The sequence below is a fragment of the Rothia sp. L_38 genome, assembly GCF_050689125.1.
In the GTDB taxonomy this organism is placed as follows: Bacteria; Actinomycetota; Actinomycetes; order Actinomycetales; family Micrococcaceae; genus Rothia.
Genome location: NZ_JBOEQD010000004.1, coordinates 1 through 15,562, shown reverse-complemented (window position 1 = coordinate 15,562; position 15,562 = coordinate 1). Strand labels below are relative to the sequence as shown.

Here is a 15,562-nt window from a genome sequence, read left to right as displayed (position 1 = left end):
TTAGCGCTGACCTGCCGCGGCCTTGTAGCCCACACCGCGCACGGTCAGCACGATTTCGGGGTTTTCGGGGTCACGTTCGATTTTGGCGCGCAGACGCTGAATATGCACGTTGACCAGGCGGGAATCTACGGTCTTTTCGTAGCCCCACACATTGCCTAGCAGGGCCTCGCGGGTCATGACCTGGCCCGGCTGGCGGGCCAGGTTCGCCAAAAGTTCAAACTCAAGAGGGGTGAGCTGGATGTTCTCACCCTCGCGGCTGACCGTGTGCCCCGCCAGGTCAATGGTGAGGTTACCGATGCGCAAAGGTTCGTTATGGCGGTCTTCACGCGGGCGCAGGCGGGCGCGGACGCGGGCCAGCAGCTCAGCGGGCTTGAAGGGCTTGGTCATGTAGTCATCAGCACCTGCCTCTAGCCCCTTGACCACGTCCTCTGTATCGCCCTTGGCGGTCAACATGATGATAGGCACGTCAGATTCCCTGCGGATCTGGGTGCAGACCTCAATGCCGTCCATACCCGGCAGCATGAAGTCCAGCAGAATCAGGTCGGGGTGGTGGGTGGCAAAAGCCTCAAAGGCACGGTCACCGGCGTCGCAGAAGACCGTCTCGTAGCCCTCTTGCGCCAGCACGATACCCACCATCTCTGACAGGGCATCGTCGTCATCAACTACAAGAATGGTTTCTTTCACGGTGGGTCTCCTGGTGAGGTTCACAATGGGCCTTCCCCTAGTGTACCGGGGTTAGGTGGCAAGCCGGTTTAGGCATCTTGCGCGATTTCAGACAGGGCACGGGCTATCTCAGTCAGGTGCCCCAGCACCGTGGTAGCCCGCTGCGGATCAGTGTCGGCCAGGCTACCGGTTTCGGTCAGCACCAGCTGGTTGAGAAGCTTCTTCCCCAACCCAAGGTCCGACCAGGTGCGCCACAGCCCCCGAGCCAGATCGCCAGCAGGCACCCGGACCAACGGATCAACAACCTCTAGGTAAAGCCCCTTCTCAGCTTCTAGATGGGGTGCCAGTGCCTCCCACGCTGAGGTGGGCTGGCCCGCCATCGACAGCAGGGGGCTAGCAAGCGTAGCCCTCACCTCGGGGTGTAACTTCACATAATCAGTACGGGTGACTACCTGAGCGCCCAAACCCTCTAGTTCCTCGTGTAGGGCCCCCAACAGGGCCACTAGCTCATGCCGGGGCACAGCCCGCAGGGTACGGTAGCCACTAGAGGTCGGCAGCTGGCCTGCCGCCACCTCAACCAGCAGGGGCTCTTCTACCTGCACCAGCACCTGCGCGCCGGGCACAGCCTGCCGCAGCAGCTTCACCACACCGTGAAAACCAGCCCGCTGAGCCTCGGCAACATCACGCCGAGCACCATAATCTGAGAGGACGCGCTCGCCACTGCTCAAGTAGGTACTGGCAGCTAGGCTCAACGGCCCCAGCAGACGCAGCTTGATGGTTCCGGGGGCAGCCCCGCTTTCCTTCCCCACGACATCCGCCAGGATATTGATATCAGACTCCAAGAGCGACCTGGCAGCCTCCCCCTCAGCAGCGTAGCCGCCCGTGAGCCGCCAACCTGCGGCGGTGCCGTCCGCGCTCAACCCATCAAGGGCCGCAATCGACCGTGCCAGCAGGGTTGCCCGGTAGCCCCGGTCAGCCAGCTCCGGCAGGTAACTAATATGGGGCTCCCCCAGCTCACCGCGGACACGGGTCACCGCATCGAACACATCATCCCCTGCCCAGGCGCCCAGGCCGGTAGCCCGAACCGTCAGGTGCTCATCAAAGGTCAGCGGGCTCTCTAGGTCCTTACGAGCAGCCAGCATTTCGGCATCGGTCGGCAAATACAGGGCAGGGCGAGCAGGCCTCGATACAGGCATAGGGAACTCTTTCTACCACCTACCGGTGGCCGTAGGTTGCGGGCTGAAAATTGAGCGGCTAGGACTTCTGTTCGGCCTCAGCCGCAATTTTCTCGTGATGCCTTATGACCTCAGAAATAATGAAGTTCAGGAATTTCTCGGCAAACTCCGGGTCAAGATGGGCAGCTTCAGCCAGCGAGCGCAGGCGCTTAATCTGGGCTTCTTCCCGCCCCGGGTCCCCCGCCGGCAGAGAATGCTCAGCCTTGAGGTGGCCGACGCGCTGGGTCGCGCGGAAACGCTCAGCAAGAATATGCACCAGGGCTGCATCCATGTTGTCGATGGTCTGACGCATAGTGAAAAGTTCTTCCAGGACGGCCGGGTCGACCCCAGCCATCGAAGTGGCACGGGTATCGAAGTCAGCGTGGGCCTGCACGTCGTGGGCCTTCGGAGTTGTGTTCATGTGTTTAGTCTAAAAACCTCAGGTGCTGTTTGCAGGGGCAAGCCCACAGATTTCACCCTGTGGACTTGTCCGGGTGTAGAAGCTTCAAAAGGTTCAGCAGCGAGCGCGAGCCTGCACAACCTTACCTAGTTAGCGGTGATGTCAGCTCGGTCGAGGCTGTAGGCGCGGGCGATGGTGGACTGGCCCAGCACGCGGGTGCCCTGGTAAATCACCATGGTCTGGCCAGGAGCCACACCGCGCAGTTTCTCGTGCAGGCGCACCACGGTTTCCAGGCGCAGGGCACCGGGCTCAGCGGCTTCATCGTCAATTACCCATTCCAGGTGGGCGGTCGAGGGAACGGGGTCTGCGTGGGCTCGTACCTGGGCGGTGACGTCAAAGGACGCCGAACGGGCACCTTCTACAGGCTCTTCGGCCAGGAAGGCTGCGGCTTCTTCTACGGGTAGACCGGCCCAGGTTTCGCGGATACCGCGAATCTCGTCAATTTCGAGCAGGTCCTTACCGCCCACGATGACCTCGTTGGTCTTGGGGCGGATTTCTAGCACGAAACGAGGCTTACCGTCAGGGGCAGGGTGCCCAATGGCCAGCCCCTTGCGCTGGCCCACAGTAAAGGCCTGGGAGCCGCGGTGCTTGCCGAGCACGCGTCCGTCCGTGTCCTTGATATCGCCCTCAGTCATGTCGATGTGCTCTTCGAGCCACTCGCGGGTATCGCCCTCAGGAATGAAGCAGATGTCGTAAGAGTCGGGCTTCTTCGCCACCGAGAAGCCGCGTTCGGCGGCCTCGGCGCGCACCTCGTCCTTGGAGGGGGTATCGGCCAGGGGGAACCAGGCATGTTTGAGCTGCTCGTGGGTCAATACACCCAGAACATAGGACTGGTCCTTGGCCCAGGTCGCTGCGCGGTGCAGCTCTCGATTGCCGTTTTCGTCCGTGATGACCTTGGCGTAGTGGCCGGTGACCACCGCGTCAAAGCCCAGGGCAACGGCCTTCTCTAGTAGGGCGGCGAACTTGATTTTCTCGTTGCAGCGCATGCAGGGGTTGGGGGTGCGGCCGTGTTCGTACTCGGAGATGAAGTCATCAACCACGTCCTCCTTGAACCGCTCGGAGAAGTCCCAGACGTAGAAGGGGATCCCCAGCTGGTCGCAGACCCGGCGGGCGTCCATGGAGTCCTCGATGGTGCAGCAGCCGCGGGAGCCGGTGCGCAGGGTGCCGGGCATGCGAGAGAGCGCCAGGTGCACGCCGACCACCTCGTGGCCGGCCTCAACGGCGCGGGCGGCGGCAACGGCCGAGTCCACGCCACCGCTCATAGCAGCAAGAATTTTCATTAGTCTGTCCTCAATATCAATAAAAGTTTTGGTTGTGGGCTCGGCAGGACGCGGCCCCGACCGCGACCCTCTCACTCCTCGCCCTGGGGGCTCGTCGCGATTCACGCCAGCCCCGAGCCAGCGGTCGGTCAGCCGCATCCTGCCCCTCGCCCAGCCGGATTTAGTTCCAGCGGGTCGCGGCCAGGTGCCTGCCCGGCCCACCGTCCTACCCGATATTCCCAGGGGTCGGTCAGCCGCGTCCTGCCCTCGCCCAGCCGGGTTTAGTTCCAGCGAGCGGCGTCCGGGGCGTGGCCCGCCATGCCCGCCTTTTTAGCCTGGGCCCAGGCGCCGGGGAGGGCGGTGAGGAGGGCGGTGACGTCATCCTCGGTGCTGGTGTGCCCCAGGGTGAAGCGCTGGGCGCCGCGGGCCTCGTCCTCGCTCAGACCCATAGCCAGCAGGACGTGAGAGGGGCGGGGCACCCCGGCGTTGCAGGCTGAGCCGGTGGACGACTCCACCCCGGCCATATCAAGTAGGAAGAGCAGGGAGTCCCCCTCACAGCCGGGGAAGGTGAAATGAGCGTTGCCGGGCAGGCGGTTGAAGGTGCCAGTTGCTCGGTCCTGGGCGCTTTCGGGGAGCGCCCCCCGTAGCTGTGCTTCGGGAACAGCTGCTAGGACGCCCTCGATGAGGCGGTCCCGCAGCTCGGCTTGGCGGCTTGCTTCGCTCAAAAGGTTTTGCCCTGCTTCAGCAGCTGCTGCCCCAAAGCCCGCGATGGAGGCAGCGTCAATGGTTCCTGAACGTACGGAGCGCTCCTGCCCACCGCCGTGGAGTACGGGCATGAGCTGGGCGCTGCGGGTGGCGATGAGGGCGCCGATTCCCATGGGCCCGCCAATTTTGTGGGCTGAGATAGCCATGGTGGTGGCGCCGGATTCCTTGAAGTTCACCGGTAGGGTGCCAAAGGCCTGCACAGCATCGGTGTGGAAGGGAATGCCGAGTTCAGCAGCTACCGCAGCGATTTCTGCGACGGGCTGCACGGTGCCCACCTCGTTGTTGGCCCACATGACAGTTATCAGGGCGACCGTCTCTGGGCTCTCGCCCACAGCCTGCCGGACTGCTTCTGCGCTCACCCGACCGCTGGCGTCCGGAGCTACCCAGCTCACCTCGGCCCCCTCGTGGGCCTGCAACCACTCCACGGCATCGCCCACGGCATGATGCTCGATGCCCGAGACAACAATGCGGGTCGCAGCAGGGTTGGCTTCACGACGTTTCCAGTAGAGCCCCTTGATGGCCAGGTTATCCGCCTCGGTACCACCGGAGGTAAAGATAATCTCGGCGGCATCGCAGCCGGCCACCCGGGCAATGCGCTCGCGGGCGTACTCAACGGTAGCGCGGGCAGAACGGCCCGCTGAATGCAGGGACGAGGGGTTGCCGCCCACTTTCATCTGCTCCACCACGGCATTAATAGCCTGAGGGAGCATGGGGGTGGTGGCGGCGTGGTCCAGGTAGACCCGGGGCATGGGCGCTGGCCTTTCCGTGGCGGGCGGTCAAAACAATTCAGCCTTCCATCATACTCCCCCGCTCTTAGGGCAGGCTATGGACTGCTTCACCCTCTCAACAGCTCACAGCGCGCTTTTATTTCGTGCAGCCCGCGTAAACTGGTGGGGTGTTCAAGATTCTTTTTTATACCCCTGAAATTCCCGGCAACACGGGTAATGCAATTCGCCTGGCCGCGATTACCGGTGCCGAGCTGCACCTGGTCAAGCCCCTGGGCTTTAACTTTGAGGACGCCAACCTGCGCCGGGCAGGCCTGGACTACCATGACCTGGCGGTCATGACCGTCCATGAAACCCTGGAGGACGCCTGGGCAGCTCTAGCTCCGGCCCGCGTCTTTGCCTTCACCACAACCGCCAGCACTAACTTTGCCGATATTGAGTATCAAGAGGGCGATGTGCTCATGTTTGGCCCCGAATCGGTCGGGCTGCCTGAGCACGTACAGAATGACCCGCACGTTACCCAGCGGGTGAAGATTCCCATGGTTTCGGGGCGTCGTTCCCTCAACTTGGCTAACAGCGCCTCAATTGCGGTGTTTGAAGCCTGGCGCCAGCACGGCTTTGCAGGTGGAGCAATTTAGTCACAAAAGTAGGCTCTGCAGGTTCACAGCGAAGCTGTTGGCCCGGGGCTGGCGTGAATTGCCTCGTGAGCGAAGCGAACCAGGCAAGAGGGTCGACAGCGAGCGTGAGCCTGCAGAGCCTTTTATGAAAGAGATGTATCGCTAGCTGTTAGCGGCGTCCCCCAGGGTCACGGTGACCTGCTGGGTTGAGCCGTTGCGCTCAACGGTAAGGGTAACGGTGTCACCTGCTGCTGCCTGGCGGACGGCGGCGGTCAGCTCGGTTGCTTCGCTGATGCTGCGCCCGTCAACGGCGGTAATAACATCGCCTGACTTCAGGCCGGCTGCTTGGGCTGCACCGCCGCTGGTAACCTCCTGAATCAGGGCGCCGTCGCCGAAGGCTTCGGAAGCGTCGTTATTAGCAGGTGAGGTGGAGACTGTGGCGCCGAGCATGCCGTGGGTAGCTGAACCGTTAGCAATGATTTCTTCGGCCACTCGCTTGGCATAGTTGATGGGGATAGCGAAGCCAACGCCAATGTTGCCGCTGGTGGAGGTGCTCGATGAGTCGGTAGAGGCAATCGCCACGTTAATGCCGATTACCTCGCCATTCGAGTTGATGAGGGCGCCGCCGGAGTTACCGGGATTCACTGCGGCATCAGTCTGAATCACGTTGATGGCAATAGTTGAGCTTGATGTGGCGCTTTGACTCTGTTGGCCAGGAATCTCAAACTGAAAGGGAGAGCTGCCGAAGGGGTCAGTGGTGCCGCTACCGGAGTCGGTGGTAGATTCATCGGCTGCCGATGAGGCTACCTCGATGGTTCGTACTAGGTTCGAGACGATACCGGTGGTTACGGTGTTAGACAGCCCCAGGGGTGCACCGATGGCTACGGTGGTGTCGCCGACGTTGAGAGCTGCAGAATCTCCCAGAGTGGCAGGGGTAAGGCTCAGGCCGCTGGTATCATCCAGCTTGATGACGGCCAGGTCGCTGGTGGGGTCGGTGCCGACCACGGTGGCGGTGCGGACGCTACCATCGGCCAGCTGCACCTCGATAGAAGCGCTGACGGTTGCCCCATCGAGGGTCACCACGTGGGTGTTGGTGAGGATATGCCCCTCGGCATCGAGAATAACACCGGAACCCGAGCCGGATGCACTTGAGGAGGTTGCTGCAATCGTCACGGTGGAGGGAGTTGCCTTGGCAGCAGCAGCGGTAACAGCGTTGACGGAGTCGGTGTTGTTGACGATGGTGGTGCCCGAGCTGGTGGTTGTGATGCTTGAGGCTGCACCGGTTGAGGTTGCGGCTACTACCCCGCCGCCGATACCGCCACCGACCAGGGCGGCGATAGCAGCTGCTGCTAGGACGGTGCGGGTTGCGTGCTTGCCCTTGTTCTGTTCGGGCTGGCCGGTAGGAACAGCGTAGTCACCGGTGTAGGCAGCACCGGCGGCAGCGCCTGCGTAGGCGTAGGCCCCGGCGGCAGGAGCCTGCTGGGCAGCAAAAGCGGTGGTGGGGTCGTCCTGGCTGGAGGCGCCCGCGGCAGAAGCCGCTACCTGCTGCTGATTCATAGGAACGGTGCGATCAGCGGACGACGAATCGGGAGTGGGTTCCCATGAGTTCTGTGACATCTCAAGCAGCTTTCTTTATAAGGTCTGAGGGTATGCACCGGATTCAGGTGCATACAGTGTTTTCTTAGCTCCCACTATGCGCTAACGGTCTGTGTTGAAGATGAACCGTCCCTGTGTGTTTGCTGTGGGCGCAGAAAGTAGCAGTCTCACCGTGAGCTGAGGGTGAACGTCATCACCGGAGCTGACTTGAACAAGGGTGAGCGGGGCTACAATAGAGCTCAAATACAGCTGACCGCTAGAAGAGAGACCCCATGTCACGCAAACCTGTTGCTTCTACCCTTCTTGCCGCTGCTCTGGCACTCGGGGTTGCACCCGCCGCTCTTGCGGCAGCCCCTTATGATTTGGACGCCGGGGTCCGGGTGAGCGATACAACCTCGGCCCTGGGGAATACAAGCTCGCTAGAAGACGCCATCAGCCAGCTTGCCAGTGACAAACAGGTCAACCTCTTTGTTGTAACTATTGATCAGTTTGAAAGCCCGAGCTCCTCTTCAGAGTGGACCAGTGACTTTGCCACGCTCAACAACATGGGCACCAACGACGTGGTGCTGGTCATTGCCACTGAAGCCCGCCAGGCCTACTTTATGGCCGGTTCTACCTCGGTGCTTTCTAACAGCCAGCAGGAAAAGATTTATCAGAATTACATCTATCCTGAGCTAGCGAACTCCGATTATGCGGCAGCCGCTCGGGCAGCTGCCACCGGCATTGAGTCTGAGCTGGGATCGGGCTCTGTCGTCTCTGGTGCCTCCGGCGCCCTGGCTGGCGGCGCTACTCTTCTGGGCGTAGCCGCTCTGGCAGGCGGTGGAGCCTGGGCTTTGAGCCGCTCACGAGCGTCCGCCCGCAAGAGCACCGGCGGTAGCCGCTCCGGGCATCCCTCCCCCTCCCAGCCCTTGCCCTCTATCGAAGAGCTACGTAACCGGGCAGGTGCCCAGCTGGTCGCCACCGATGACGCCATCGCCCACTCCCAGCAGGAAGTTGAGTTCGCCCGGTTGCAGTACGGTGATGACGAGGTCAAACCCTTCCTGGCGGCCATCGATGCGGCCAAGAACCACATGCAGCGCTCCTTCCAGCTGCAAAAACAGCTGGACGATGAAATCCCCGATACCGAAGCTGACCAGCGGGCCTGGTTGAACGAAATTCTTGCCCGTACCGAAGACGCCCAGAAAGCTCTCAACGAGCAGGTTGTCAACTTCACCAACCTGCGCAAGCTCGAAGAAACCGCGCCCCAGGCTCTCGCCACCCTCAACCAGGGCATAGCCTCAGCATCCCCGCTCTTTCCTGCCGCCCAGGCGTCCCTCGATCGCCTCGGTACCCTCTACTCCCCCAGCGCCTTCGGGGCGGTGGCAGACAACATCAGCGAAGCCCAGGCCCGCCTCGACTTTGCCCGCCAAGAAGCTACTGAGGCCGAAGAGTTACTGACCAGCCAGCGAAGCCAGGCCATTCTCGCCCTACGCGCCGGTGAAGAAGCCCTGGGCCAGGCCAAGGGCCTCCTGGAATCGATTCACCACGCCGAAACCGACCTGGGCAGGATGGCAGCCTCACTCGATAACGCCTTGATTTTGGCTGACCGCGACGTTGCCCAGGCCCAGGAGCTAGCCCGCACAGGGGCAGGCAGTAGCAGCCAGCTTTCAGGCGCAGCCGCCGGTGTTCAGGCGGTACTTGGCCAGATCCGCGCCGAGCGTGCTGCGGGCCTGATTGACCCCTACCTGCTCAATCAGCGCCTCCATGAGGTGCGCTCAGACCTAGATACCGCCCTCGACGCCGTGTGCCAGACCCACGAACAAGAACGTAGCGCCCGCGAAGCCCTGGGGCACACCCTGGTGTCCGCCCAGGCCCAGGTATCGTCGGCCAGCGAATACGTCTGGGCACGACGGGGCGGCGTCAAGGCCGAAGCCCGCACCCGCCTCCGCGAGGCAGAACGCCACCTCGGTGAGGCCCAGCAGCTCCAGCACAGCGACCCCATCGCAGCCCTGTCCCACGCCAATGACGCTATCCGCCTCGCAGGGGAAGCCCAGCGCATCGCCCGCTCCGACGTGGACCGCTTCAACCACCGCAACGGCTACTCCGGCGGCGGTAACTACAACTCAGCCATGCTGGGCGGCATCCTGCTCGGTACCCTACTCGGGGGCAGCAACCACAGCTCCGGCGGCGGCTTCGGGTCAGGTGGATTTGGCTCAGGCGGCTTTGGCGGCGGTATGGGCGGTGGCACCTTTGGCGGAGGCTTCGGTGGAGGTGGAAGCTGGGGCGACGGCGGAGGTGCCGGGGGCAACTTCTAGCCCACCGGCGTCCGTCCATCTCCCCCTCTTGTTCACACACGGCCCCGTGCCTGTGCACAGGCTTAGTTTTCGCTGACAACGTAGTAACCACAAGGTGTGGCAGACCACCATCTGCCCCCAAGTCTTGACAGAATAAAAGAAGGCACAGCAAGCCCGCTCATGCTTTCCCCACCCACCGAAAGGTACCCTCATGGCTAAGCAGACCATTTTCAGCCGCATCGCCCAGCTCACCAAGGCCAACATCAACGCCCTGATTGACGCCGCTGAAGACCCCCAGAAGATGCTCGATCAGATGGTGCGCGACTACACCAACAACATCGCCGAAGCAGAACAGGCTGTCGCCCAGACCATCGGCAACCTGCGCATGCTCGAAGAAGACCACGCCGAAGACCTGCGCGAAGCAGGCGAATGGGGTGCTAAGGCCCTGGCAGCCTCCAACAAGGCCGACGAGTTCCGCGCCGCCGGCGACACCGCTAACGCCGACAAGTTCGATAACCTGGCCAAAATCGCCCTGGGCCGCCAGATGCAGGCAGAGAACGAAGCCTCCGCCATCAAGCCCCAGATTGAGTCTCAGACCGCTGTCGTTGAACAGCTCAAGACCGGCCTGACCCAGATGAAGGAGAAGCTGAACGAAATCAAGCGCAAGCGCGATGAACTCGTTGCCCGCCAGAAGTCAGCTGCTGCCCAGTCCCAGGTCAACGACGCTCTCAAGGCCTTTGACGTCATGGACCCAACCAGCGAAATCTCCCGCTTCGAAGACAAGGTACGCCGCGAAGAAGCCCGCGTACGCGGCCAGCAGGAACTCGCCGCCTCCTCCCTTGATGCCCAGTTCAACGACCTTGAAGAACTTGGCCGCCAGTCAGAACTCGAGGCCCGCCTCGCAGCCCTCAAGGCCGGCAAACAGTAAAAGGATACTGTGGCGCTGGTGCGACAGAGCCCTATACAGAAATAAGGGGCCCACTTCTTTGGAAGTGGGCCCCTTATGTACGGCAGGTAGGCGAATAAATGTAGTACAGGCAAGGAAGCTATCTGATAGCAACGACTACCTGTAGCGGCAGCTAGGGCTGGTTCGCCTGAGTGCCAATCTGGCCGGTAATACGGTGGAACAGCATATCGAGAGCAACCACGTTGACCCCCTCGGGGATAATCATGTCGACGTGGCGCTTTGAGGGCTCCACATGTAACTCATGCATGGGCTTGACGGTGGTGAGGTACTGAGCCTCAACAGACTCAATAGTACGACCCCGTTCGATGACATCGCGTCGCAGACGGCGCAGGATGCGCACGTCAGCATCTGTATCAACGAAGAGTTTGATGTCGCACAGGTCGCGGATTTCTGGCTCAGCAAAAATTAGGATGCCCTCAAGAATGATGATGGGCTGAGGTTCAACAATGAGAGTCTCATCCGACCGGTTGTGATCCGCGAAATCGTAGACAGGGGTCTCGATAGTCTGCCCCTCGATGAGAGCCTTGAGGTGGGTCACCAAGAGATCGTTATCGAAGGCTTCAGGCGCATCGTAATTCAGCAGACACCGCTGCTCGTAGGTGAGATGGTCGTTGCGCTTGTAATAGTTATCGTGATAAATCACGCCCACCTGACCGTCAAACTTTTCAAGCAGGGAGTTAGTCAGGGTAGTTTTGCCTGAGCCGGTTCCACCGGCGATACCGATAATGAGGGGTTTCATGTGCGTATAGCCCTTGAGATCGAAGTAGTACTGCTATCTATTGTGGCATGCCCCCTTGGGGACAGAACCCGCAGGGACTTGTCCCCCAAAAAACCTGGCATAAGCTCTCCCTCTAGCTAGTACAATGTTTCACGGGTAAATTTTTATTAAACACTATTCCCCAGCATTTTCCCAGAAAAAGGCCTCACTAGCCCAAACAGGGGTGATTTAAGGTGATTCAAGAAATAGGGGACAAATTTTTTTCGTACCACTGCCCTTTGGGGGACAAATATGTGTATAGTTGGGTACAGTTCACAAACGATCCACCAGTCACTAAAGGAAGGGCACCATGATTTTTGCAAACTGGGCCACTGATACCTACACCAGTGCCTCACTGAGCTCTGCGGTCAAGCGGCACTCTTCCCACGGTGGGCTCAAGAAGTTTCACAAGGCTCTCCATATGGCTGATTCCATGGTGCGCGGCGAGACAGTTGTCGATGTAGCGACCGGTAAGCTCGGCAGCTTTGGTGACTCCCTTCTGGTTATCACCAACGAGCGAGTTCTGATTCTCAAGAACTCCTTCCAGGCCGGAAACAGCCTTTCGCTTGACTTGCAATCACTTGAGCAGGCCAAGCTGACAAACCTTCCTTTCCTGGGTAACACCCTGATCATCGACGGCTATCGCTTCAGCCGAATCCCCACCGACTACACCAATACCTTGCGCACTCTTCTAGCAGCAGATCTTGCAGGCCACTGGGCTCACGCAGCCTAAGCTCCCCTAGTCTTCACACACAAAGGCTGGCCGCACCACCAGGTGCGGCCAGCCTTTTTGCTTTCCGCCACCTCGAGATGGAAACACAGGCGTCCTTTCATAGAGGCAAGTACAAAGTTAGCTAGATATCAAAAATAATTTTTTAGCCCAAAATTTCTAGACAAAAAAGGTATGACTAGGCTTTTTCTGCGTAGCGCCAGAAAAGCTTTTTTCAGCATTCGAACACGGACGTGTCAAATAAACGATTTGGTGATACGGTTGTTTCAACAGCTGTTACAGAATCATCCCTAACCTTGCACCAACACTAGAGGAAAACTACCGTAACTACACCTCAGATCCAGCGTCGCACCCTGGCACGCGGAGCAGCCTGGGCAACCCCCGTCATTCTTGCCAGCACATCTGTACCTGCTTTTGCGGCGTCCGCCCCCGTAGTTGAAGATGACTGCACCTACGGAAAAATTGTTTCTGCCCCCCTGGTCCAATGTCTGGCCTTCTCAGGGCAACTTCACCGGTTCTGCAGCTAAAGAACTTGAGTGGGCCGTCTACCCCACCAGTAACTGCGCTACCGGGCTGCAAGCATTTACTTTCGACAATTCATTACCCAGAGCTCAGGCAGGCAACCCCCTCGCTAACTCAAGCGCAACCGCCAACACCTGGCCTCCGACCTACCCGGCAGGCGGTAAGCCTGATGCTGACATCAACTCAGTGAACGGCATCGATGGTGTAGGCCAGGGAACCATCATTTCTGTAACTATCGAAAACGTTGCAGGTGATGTGGTCTATCGCCCCACCCCTACCGGTAGCGACCGCTTTATTTTTACAAACGGCGGTGCAAGTTATGGCTCCAACGGTACCCGCGGAGTTGGTGCAAACGTCCCCATGATTCGCCTCAACGACGACTTCAAGGGTGCAGACACCACCTATGCAAAGCTCTACAACTACCTGCGTTTTGCAGATGCTCCTATGGTCACGAAGAACACCATGCACACCTGGGGCTACGGCAACCACTACACCACCACAGACGGCCGCGACGGCTGGAGCTGGGATATTGAGGTCATGAGCAACATTGCCAACGGTCAGGCCGGTGCCAGCGTGGTGTCTTTCATGACCCGCATGCCGGCAGCTACTTTCGGCGATACCGCCACCACCAGCGGAGCAGTCATTAAGACTCAGTATCGAGTTACCGTAACCTCCCCCTGGGGCGTCGTCAGCTATCTGTCAGCAGGTATCTAATTCTTTTCCATCTCATCTAGTCAACACAGAGTAAGGAGCAGCCTATACCGTGAGTCAGCCTCTCAGTTGTGAGAGAGGCACCTGAAAAAGACGTGCAATAGGCCCGAGCAGGAGTAGTGCCCTGCCCGGGCCTATTGTTATATGCACGTTTTATAAAAAGCTAGAACTGCCAGCAGGAGTTGATGCTGGAGAGCCCCTTGAACTGACGATCCAGGAAAATCAGACCGCGGGGGATGCCTTCAAAAATACCGGCAACGTGGGTGACACCTGCCAGGGTATAGAAGGTGACCCGAGAACCCTGCTGGCAGTAGTTGGCAGCCAGCTGACGGTTGGTCTGGTAGGGGATCACGTCATCGCCCCAGGAGGATGCGATAAGGATCGGCACGTCGGGGTGCCGCCCCTGCTGGCCCAGGTTATTCTGCGCCATGATCTGGGAGACCTGGGGGTCGGTGGTCATTTCGCGGGCCAGGGTCTGGCCGCTGGCAGTGAGGGTGCGGGTGTTCTTGAAACCAAAGGTTCCGACGGCGTCTAGGGTGCATTGGTCACGCACTGTCTCAAGGGCAGCCTGCCCTTCGGCTGAGAGTTTGTGGCTCAGGTCGATGCCATAGCTATCGGCCAGACCAACAACACCCATCAGGGAGAAGCCTGTGTAAAGACCGCCGTCAATGAAGCTGGTGACAGCCTGCAGGTTAGCCGGGACGGCACCCGCATAGATGCCCTTGAGATTGAGTTCGGGAGCGTAGCTTGCTTGGAGTTCACCGGCAGATGCCACCGCACCACCGCCCTGGGAGTAGCCCCAGAGACCGATGGGTGAGGTTGCGCTGCCCAGGCCAAGCTCGGCGGCGGTAGCTGCGCGGGCGGCGTCCAGAACTGCGTTGCCCTGGTCTACGCGGTTGAGATAGCTGTGGGTTCCAGCGGTGCCCAGGCCGATGTAGTCGGTAATCACGACGTTGTAGCCAGCGTTCAGCAGGGAGGTGATAACAAGGCTTTCGTACTCACTACCAGCTGCGAACTGGTTGGAAGGTGCGCAGGAGTCCCCGATCCCCTGGGTTCCGGGGGCCATGGCGATGATAGGACGCTCGCCGGGGCCAGCCCACCGTTTAGTGGTAGTGAGTGCGGTACCGGTGACAGCCACAGGGTTGCCCCGGTGGTCGGTGGACTTATACATAATCCGCTGGGCCTGGGCTACGGGGTGGGCAATGACGTTGTTGGCGTCGACCTTGAAGGTAAAGTTTTCCTTCTTGATGAGGGCGCCGTTAGCGGCGGGTAGCTGGGCCGGAGCGTCGTAGAAGTTTACGCTAGTGAGCGCTTCGGGAGCATCGTTGTAGATGGCTGCGGGGCTGCTACCCTCACTGGTGAGTGCCTCTTGAGTGAGTGCTTCTGCTTCTTGTACTGCCTGGCTGTTTTCAGTCAGGGGCGCGGTGTCAGTTGCGTTGGCCGGGGCCATGCTCAGGGCTAGCAGAGCGGTGAGTGAAAGAGCCGTTGCCCGGCGTTTGCCAGTATTTTTGGGCGCGGCGTGGCGCGGTATGTATTTAGACATGAGTTTCCCTAGAGGTAAAATGCGAATGAGGGTGCCAAGAAGAATTCAGCACCCTCACAGTGTACAGCTAGATAGCTAGGAGCTGAAGACTTAGATGAATGATACACCTCGCGATAAAAAGCCTCTATGGAAACACCTTGCTCCTTTGAATCTCTTAGGACTAGCGCTGGGGCTTTTCATCTACTTCCTGCGACTCCAGTTCAACATAAATCTCTTAGTCAGAAATAGCACTGAAGACATAACTTTCTCCTGGACCGGTCTCTTGCTCTATGTAATACCCTGCGTACTAGCGCTCAATTTTTTGGGCTGGTTCGGCTACCTACAGGAAAATATTAGCGACGATAAAAACTAGCCCAACCCCCTTCCGCAAAACCCACTCCCCTATATCAACTACTAACTGAGTCTCAGCGAGTGTCGATAATTGGATAAACAAAAAGACCCAGTTCTAATGAACTGGGTCTTTGTCTTGGTTGCGGGGGCAGGATTTGAACCTGCGGCCTCCGGATTACAAGACCCAATCTACAGCCAAGTCTTGAAAACAACCTTTCTTCTCAAAAAATTGTACGCCATCGGTGCCCTCAAAGTCGAGGATCAATAAGGCTCATCAGCTGCCTACGTTCGAATCATTCAAAAGGACATAATCGATGGTCACTATCTACGGTTTCTCAAAAACCACCAAAATCCCAATCATCACCCTACAATCCTCCAACAAACAGCAGGAAATCAACGACAAAATTGAGCATCTTGAAATTTACTACCC

The 15,562-nt window shown here is 59.4% G+C and carries 14 protein-coding genes; 6 read left to right on the top strand and 8 right to left on the bottom strand.

The window, feature by feature from the left end; all coding sequences use genetic code 11:
* From mtrA to ACRCJM_RS03730, 5 genes are all read right to left on the bottom strand, one after another.
* Nucleotides 1-684, bottom strand: a complete 684-nt coding sequence (gene mtrA / locus ACRCJM_RS03750) for an MtrAB system response regulator MtrA (RefSeq protein WP_237209843.1) — start codon at nucleotides 682-684, stop codon at nucleotides 1-3.
* 68 nt (nucleotides 685-752) lie between these two features.
* Nucleotides 753-1,859 carry a hypothetical protein gene (locus ACRCJM_RS03745; RefSeq protein ID WP_431463856.1) on the bottom strand — a complete coding sequence of 369 codons (1,107 nt, stop codon included), beginning with the start codon at nucleotides 1,857-1,859 and terminating at the stop codon, nucleotides 753-755.
* 58 nt (nucleotides 1,860-1,917) lie between these two features.
* On the bottom strand, nucleotides 1,918-2,298 hold the full coding sequence (locus tag ACRCJM_RS03740) for a chorismate mutase (protein WP_135011492.1): 381 nt from the start codon (nucleotides 2,296-2,298) through the stop codon (nucleotides 1,918-1,920).
* Nucleotides 2,299-2,423: 125 nt separating this feature from the next.
* Nucleotides 2,424-3,617: a tRNA 2-thiouridine(34) synthase MnmA gene (mnmA, locus tag ACRCJM_RS03735; RefSeq protein ID WP_377128605.1), complete on the bottom strand. Its 1,194-nt coding sequence runs from the start codon at nucleotides 3,615-3,617 to the stop codon at nucleotides 2,424-2,426.
* 260 nt (nucleotides 3,618-3,877) lie between these two features.
* The gene (locus ACRCJM_RS03730) at nucleotides 3,878-5,110 is read right to left on the bottom strand and encodes a cysteine desulfurase family protein (RefSeq protein WP_431463855.1); all 1,233 of its coding nucleotides are present in this window, start codon (nucleotides 5,108-5,110) and stop codon (nucleotides 3,878-3,880) included.
* A gap of 146 nt (nucleotides 5,111-5,256) precedes the next feature.
* On the opposite strand from ACRCJM_RS03730, the gene ACRCJM_RS03725 reads away from it, so the two are divergent.
* The gene (locus tag ACRCJM_RS03725) at nucleotides 5,257-5,724 is read left to right on the top strand and encodes a tRNA (cytidine(34)-2'-O)-methyltransferase (protein WP_431463854.1); all 468 of its coding nucleotides are present in this window, start codon (nucleotides 5,257-5,259) and stop codon (nucleotides 5,722-5,724) included.
* 141 nt (nucleotides 5,725-5,865) lie between these two features.
* Here the strand turns inward: ACRCJM_RS03725 and ACRCJM_RS03720 are convergent, their stop codons facing one another.
* The gene (locus ACRCJM_RS03720) at nucleotides 5,866-7,320 is read right to left on the bottom strand and encodes a S1C family serine protease (protein ID WP_431463853.1); all 1,455 of its coding nucleotides are present in this window, start codon (nucleotides 7,318-7,320) and stop codon (nucleotides 5,866-5,868) included.
* 251 nt (nucleotides 7,321-7,571) lie between these two features.
* On the opposite strand from ACRCJM_RS03720, the gene ACRCJM_RS03715 reads away from it, so the two are divergent.
* Both ACRCJM_RS03715 and ACRCJM_RS03710 read left to right on the top strand, forming a co-directional pair.
* Complete coding sequence (locus tag ACRCJM_RS03715; protein WP_431463852.1) at nucleotides 7,572-9,593, top strand: TPM domain-containing protein; 2,022 nt, start codon at nucleotides 7,572-7,574, stop codon at nucleotides 9,591-9,593.
* A gap of 190 nt (nucleotides 9,594-9,783) precedes the next feature.
* A complete protein-coding gene (locus ACRCJM_RS03710) occupies nucleotides 9,784-10,500 on the top strand; it encodes a PspA/IM30 family protein (RefSeq protein WP_237185818.1) in 717 nt (238 codons plus the stop codon).
* A gap of 151 nt (nucleotides 10,501-10,651) precedes the next feature.
* On the opposite strand, the gene udk is transcribed toward ACRCJM_RS03710, so the two are convergent.
* Nucleotides 10,652-11,278: a uridine kinase gene (udk, locus tag ACRCJM_RS03705; RefSeq protein ID WP_431463851.1), complete on the bottom strand. Its 627-nt coding sequence runs from the start codon at nucleotides 11,276-11,278 to the stop codon at nucleotides 10,652-10,654.
* Nucleotides 11,279-11,606: 328 nt separating this feature from the next.
* On the opposite strand from udk, the gene ACRCJM_RS03700 reads away from it, so the two are divergent.
* Nucleotides 11,607-12,029, top strand: a complete 423-nt coding sequence (locus ACRCJM_RS03700) for a hypothetical protein (protein WP_431463850.1) — start codon at nucleotides 11,607-11,609, stop codon at nucleotides 12,027-12,029.
* A 459-nt stretch (nucleotides 12,030-12,488) separates the two neighbouring features.
* Complete coding sequence (locus ACRCJM_RS03695) at nucleotides 12,489-13,262, top strand: hypothetical protein (protein WP_431463849.1); 774 nt, start codon at nucleotides 12,489-12,491, stop codon at nucleotides 13,260-13,262.
* A gap of 160 nt (nucleotides 13,263-13,422) precedes the next feature.
* Here the strand turns inward: ACRCJM_RS03695 and ACRCJM_RS03690 are convergent, their stop codons facing one another.
* Nucleotides 13,423-14,802, bottom strand: coding sequence for a lipase family protein (locus ACRCJM_RS03690; RefSeq protein ID WP_431463848.1), 1,380 nt, complete (start codon nucleotides 14,800-14,802; stop codon nucleotides 13,423-13,425).
* A gap of 448 nt (nucleotides 14,803-15,250) precedes the next feature.
* Between ACRCJM_RS03690 and ACRCJM_RS03685 the strand changes: the two genes are divergently transcribed.
* On the top strand, nucleotides 15,251-15,400 hold the full coding sequence (locus tag ACRCJM_RS03685; RefSeq protein ID WP_237223138.1) for a hypothetical protein: 150 nt from the start codon (nucleotides 15,251-15,253) through the stop codon (nucleotides 15,398-15,400).
* Nucleotides 15,401-15,562: the final 162 nt, after the last annotated feature.

What these genes read in the sequence shown, in the direction of transcription:
- ACRCJM_RS03745 (WP_431463856.1), bottom strand. Translation starts at nt 1,859, where the DNA reads ATGCCTGTATCGAGGCCTGCTCGCCCTGCCCTGTATTTGCCGACCGAT.
- ACRCJM_RS03740 (WP_135011492.1), bottom strand. Translation starts at nt 2,298, where the DNA reads ATGAACACAACTCCGAAGGCCCACGACGTGCAGGCCCACGCTGACTTC.
- mnmA (WP_377128605.1), bottom strand. Translation starts at nt 3,617, where the DNA reads ATGAAAATTCTTGCTGCTATGAGCGGTGGCGTGGACTCGGCCGTTGCC.
- ACRCJM_RS03730 (WP_431463855.1), bottom strand. Translation starts at nt 5,110, where the DNA reads ATGCCCCGGGTCTACCTGGACCACGCCGCCACCACCCCCATGCTCCCT.
- ACRCJM_RS03720 (WP_431463853.1), bottom strand. Translation starts at nt 7,320, where the DNA reads ATGTCACAGAACTCATGGGAACCCACTCCCGATTCGTCGTCCGCTGAT.
- ACRCJM_RS03715 (WP_431463852.1), top strand. Translation starts at nt 7,572, where the DNA reads ATGTCACGCAAACCTGTTGCTTCTACCCTTCTTGCCGCTGCTCTGGCA.
- ACRCJM_RS03710 (WP_237185818.1), top strand. Translation starts at nt 9,784, where the DNA reads ATGGCTAAGCAGACCATTTTCAGCCGCATCGCCCAGCTCACCAAGGCC.
- udk (WP_431463851.1), bottom strand. Translation starts at nt 11,278, where the DNA reads ATGAAACCCCTCATTATCGGTATCGCCGGTGGAACCGGCTCAGGCAAA.
- ACRCJM_RS03700 (WP_431463850.1), top strand. Translation starts at nt 11,607, where the DNA reads ATGATTTTTGCAAACTGGGCCACTGATACCTACACCAGTGCCTCACTG.
- ACRCJM_RS03690 (WP_431463848.1), bottom strand. Translation starts at nt 14,802, where the DNA reads ATGTCTAAATACATACCGCGCCACGCCGCGCCCAAAAATACTGGCAAA.
- ACRCJM_RS03685 (WP_237223138.1), top strand. Translation starts at nt 15,251, where the DNA reads ATGAACTGGGTCTTTGTCTTGGTTGCGGGGGCAGGATTTGAACCTGCG.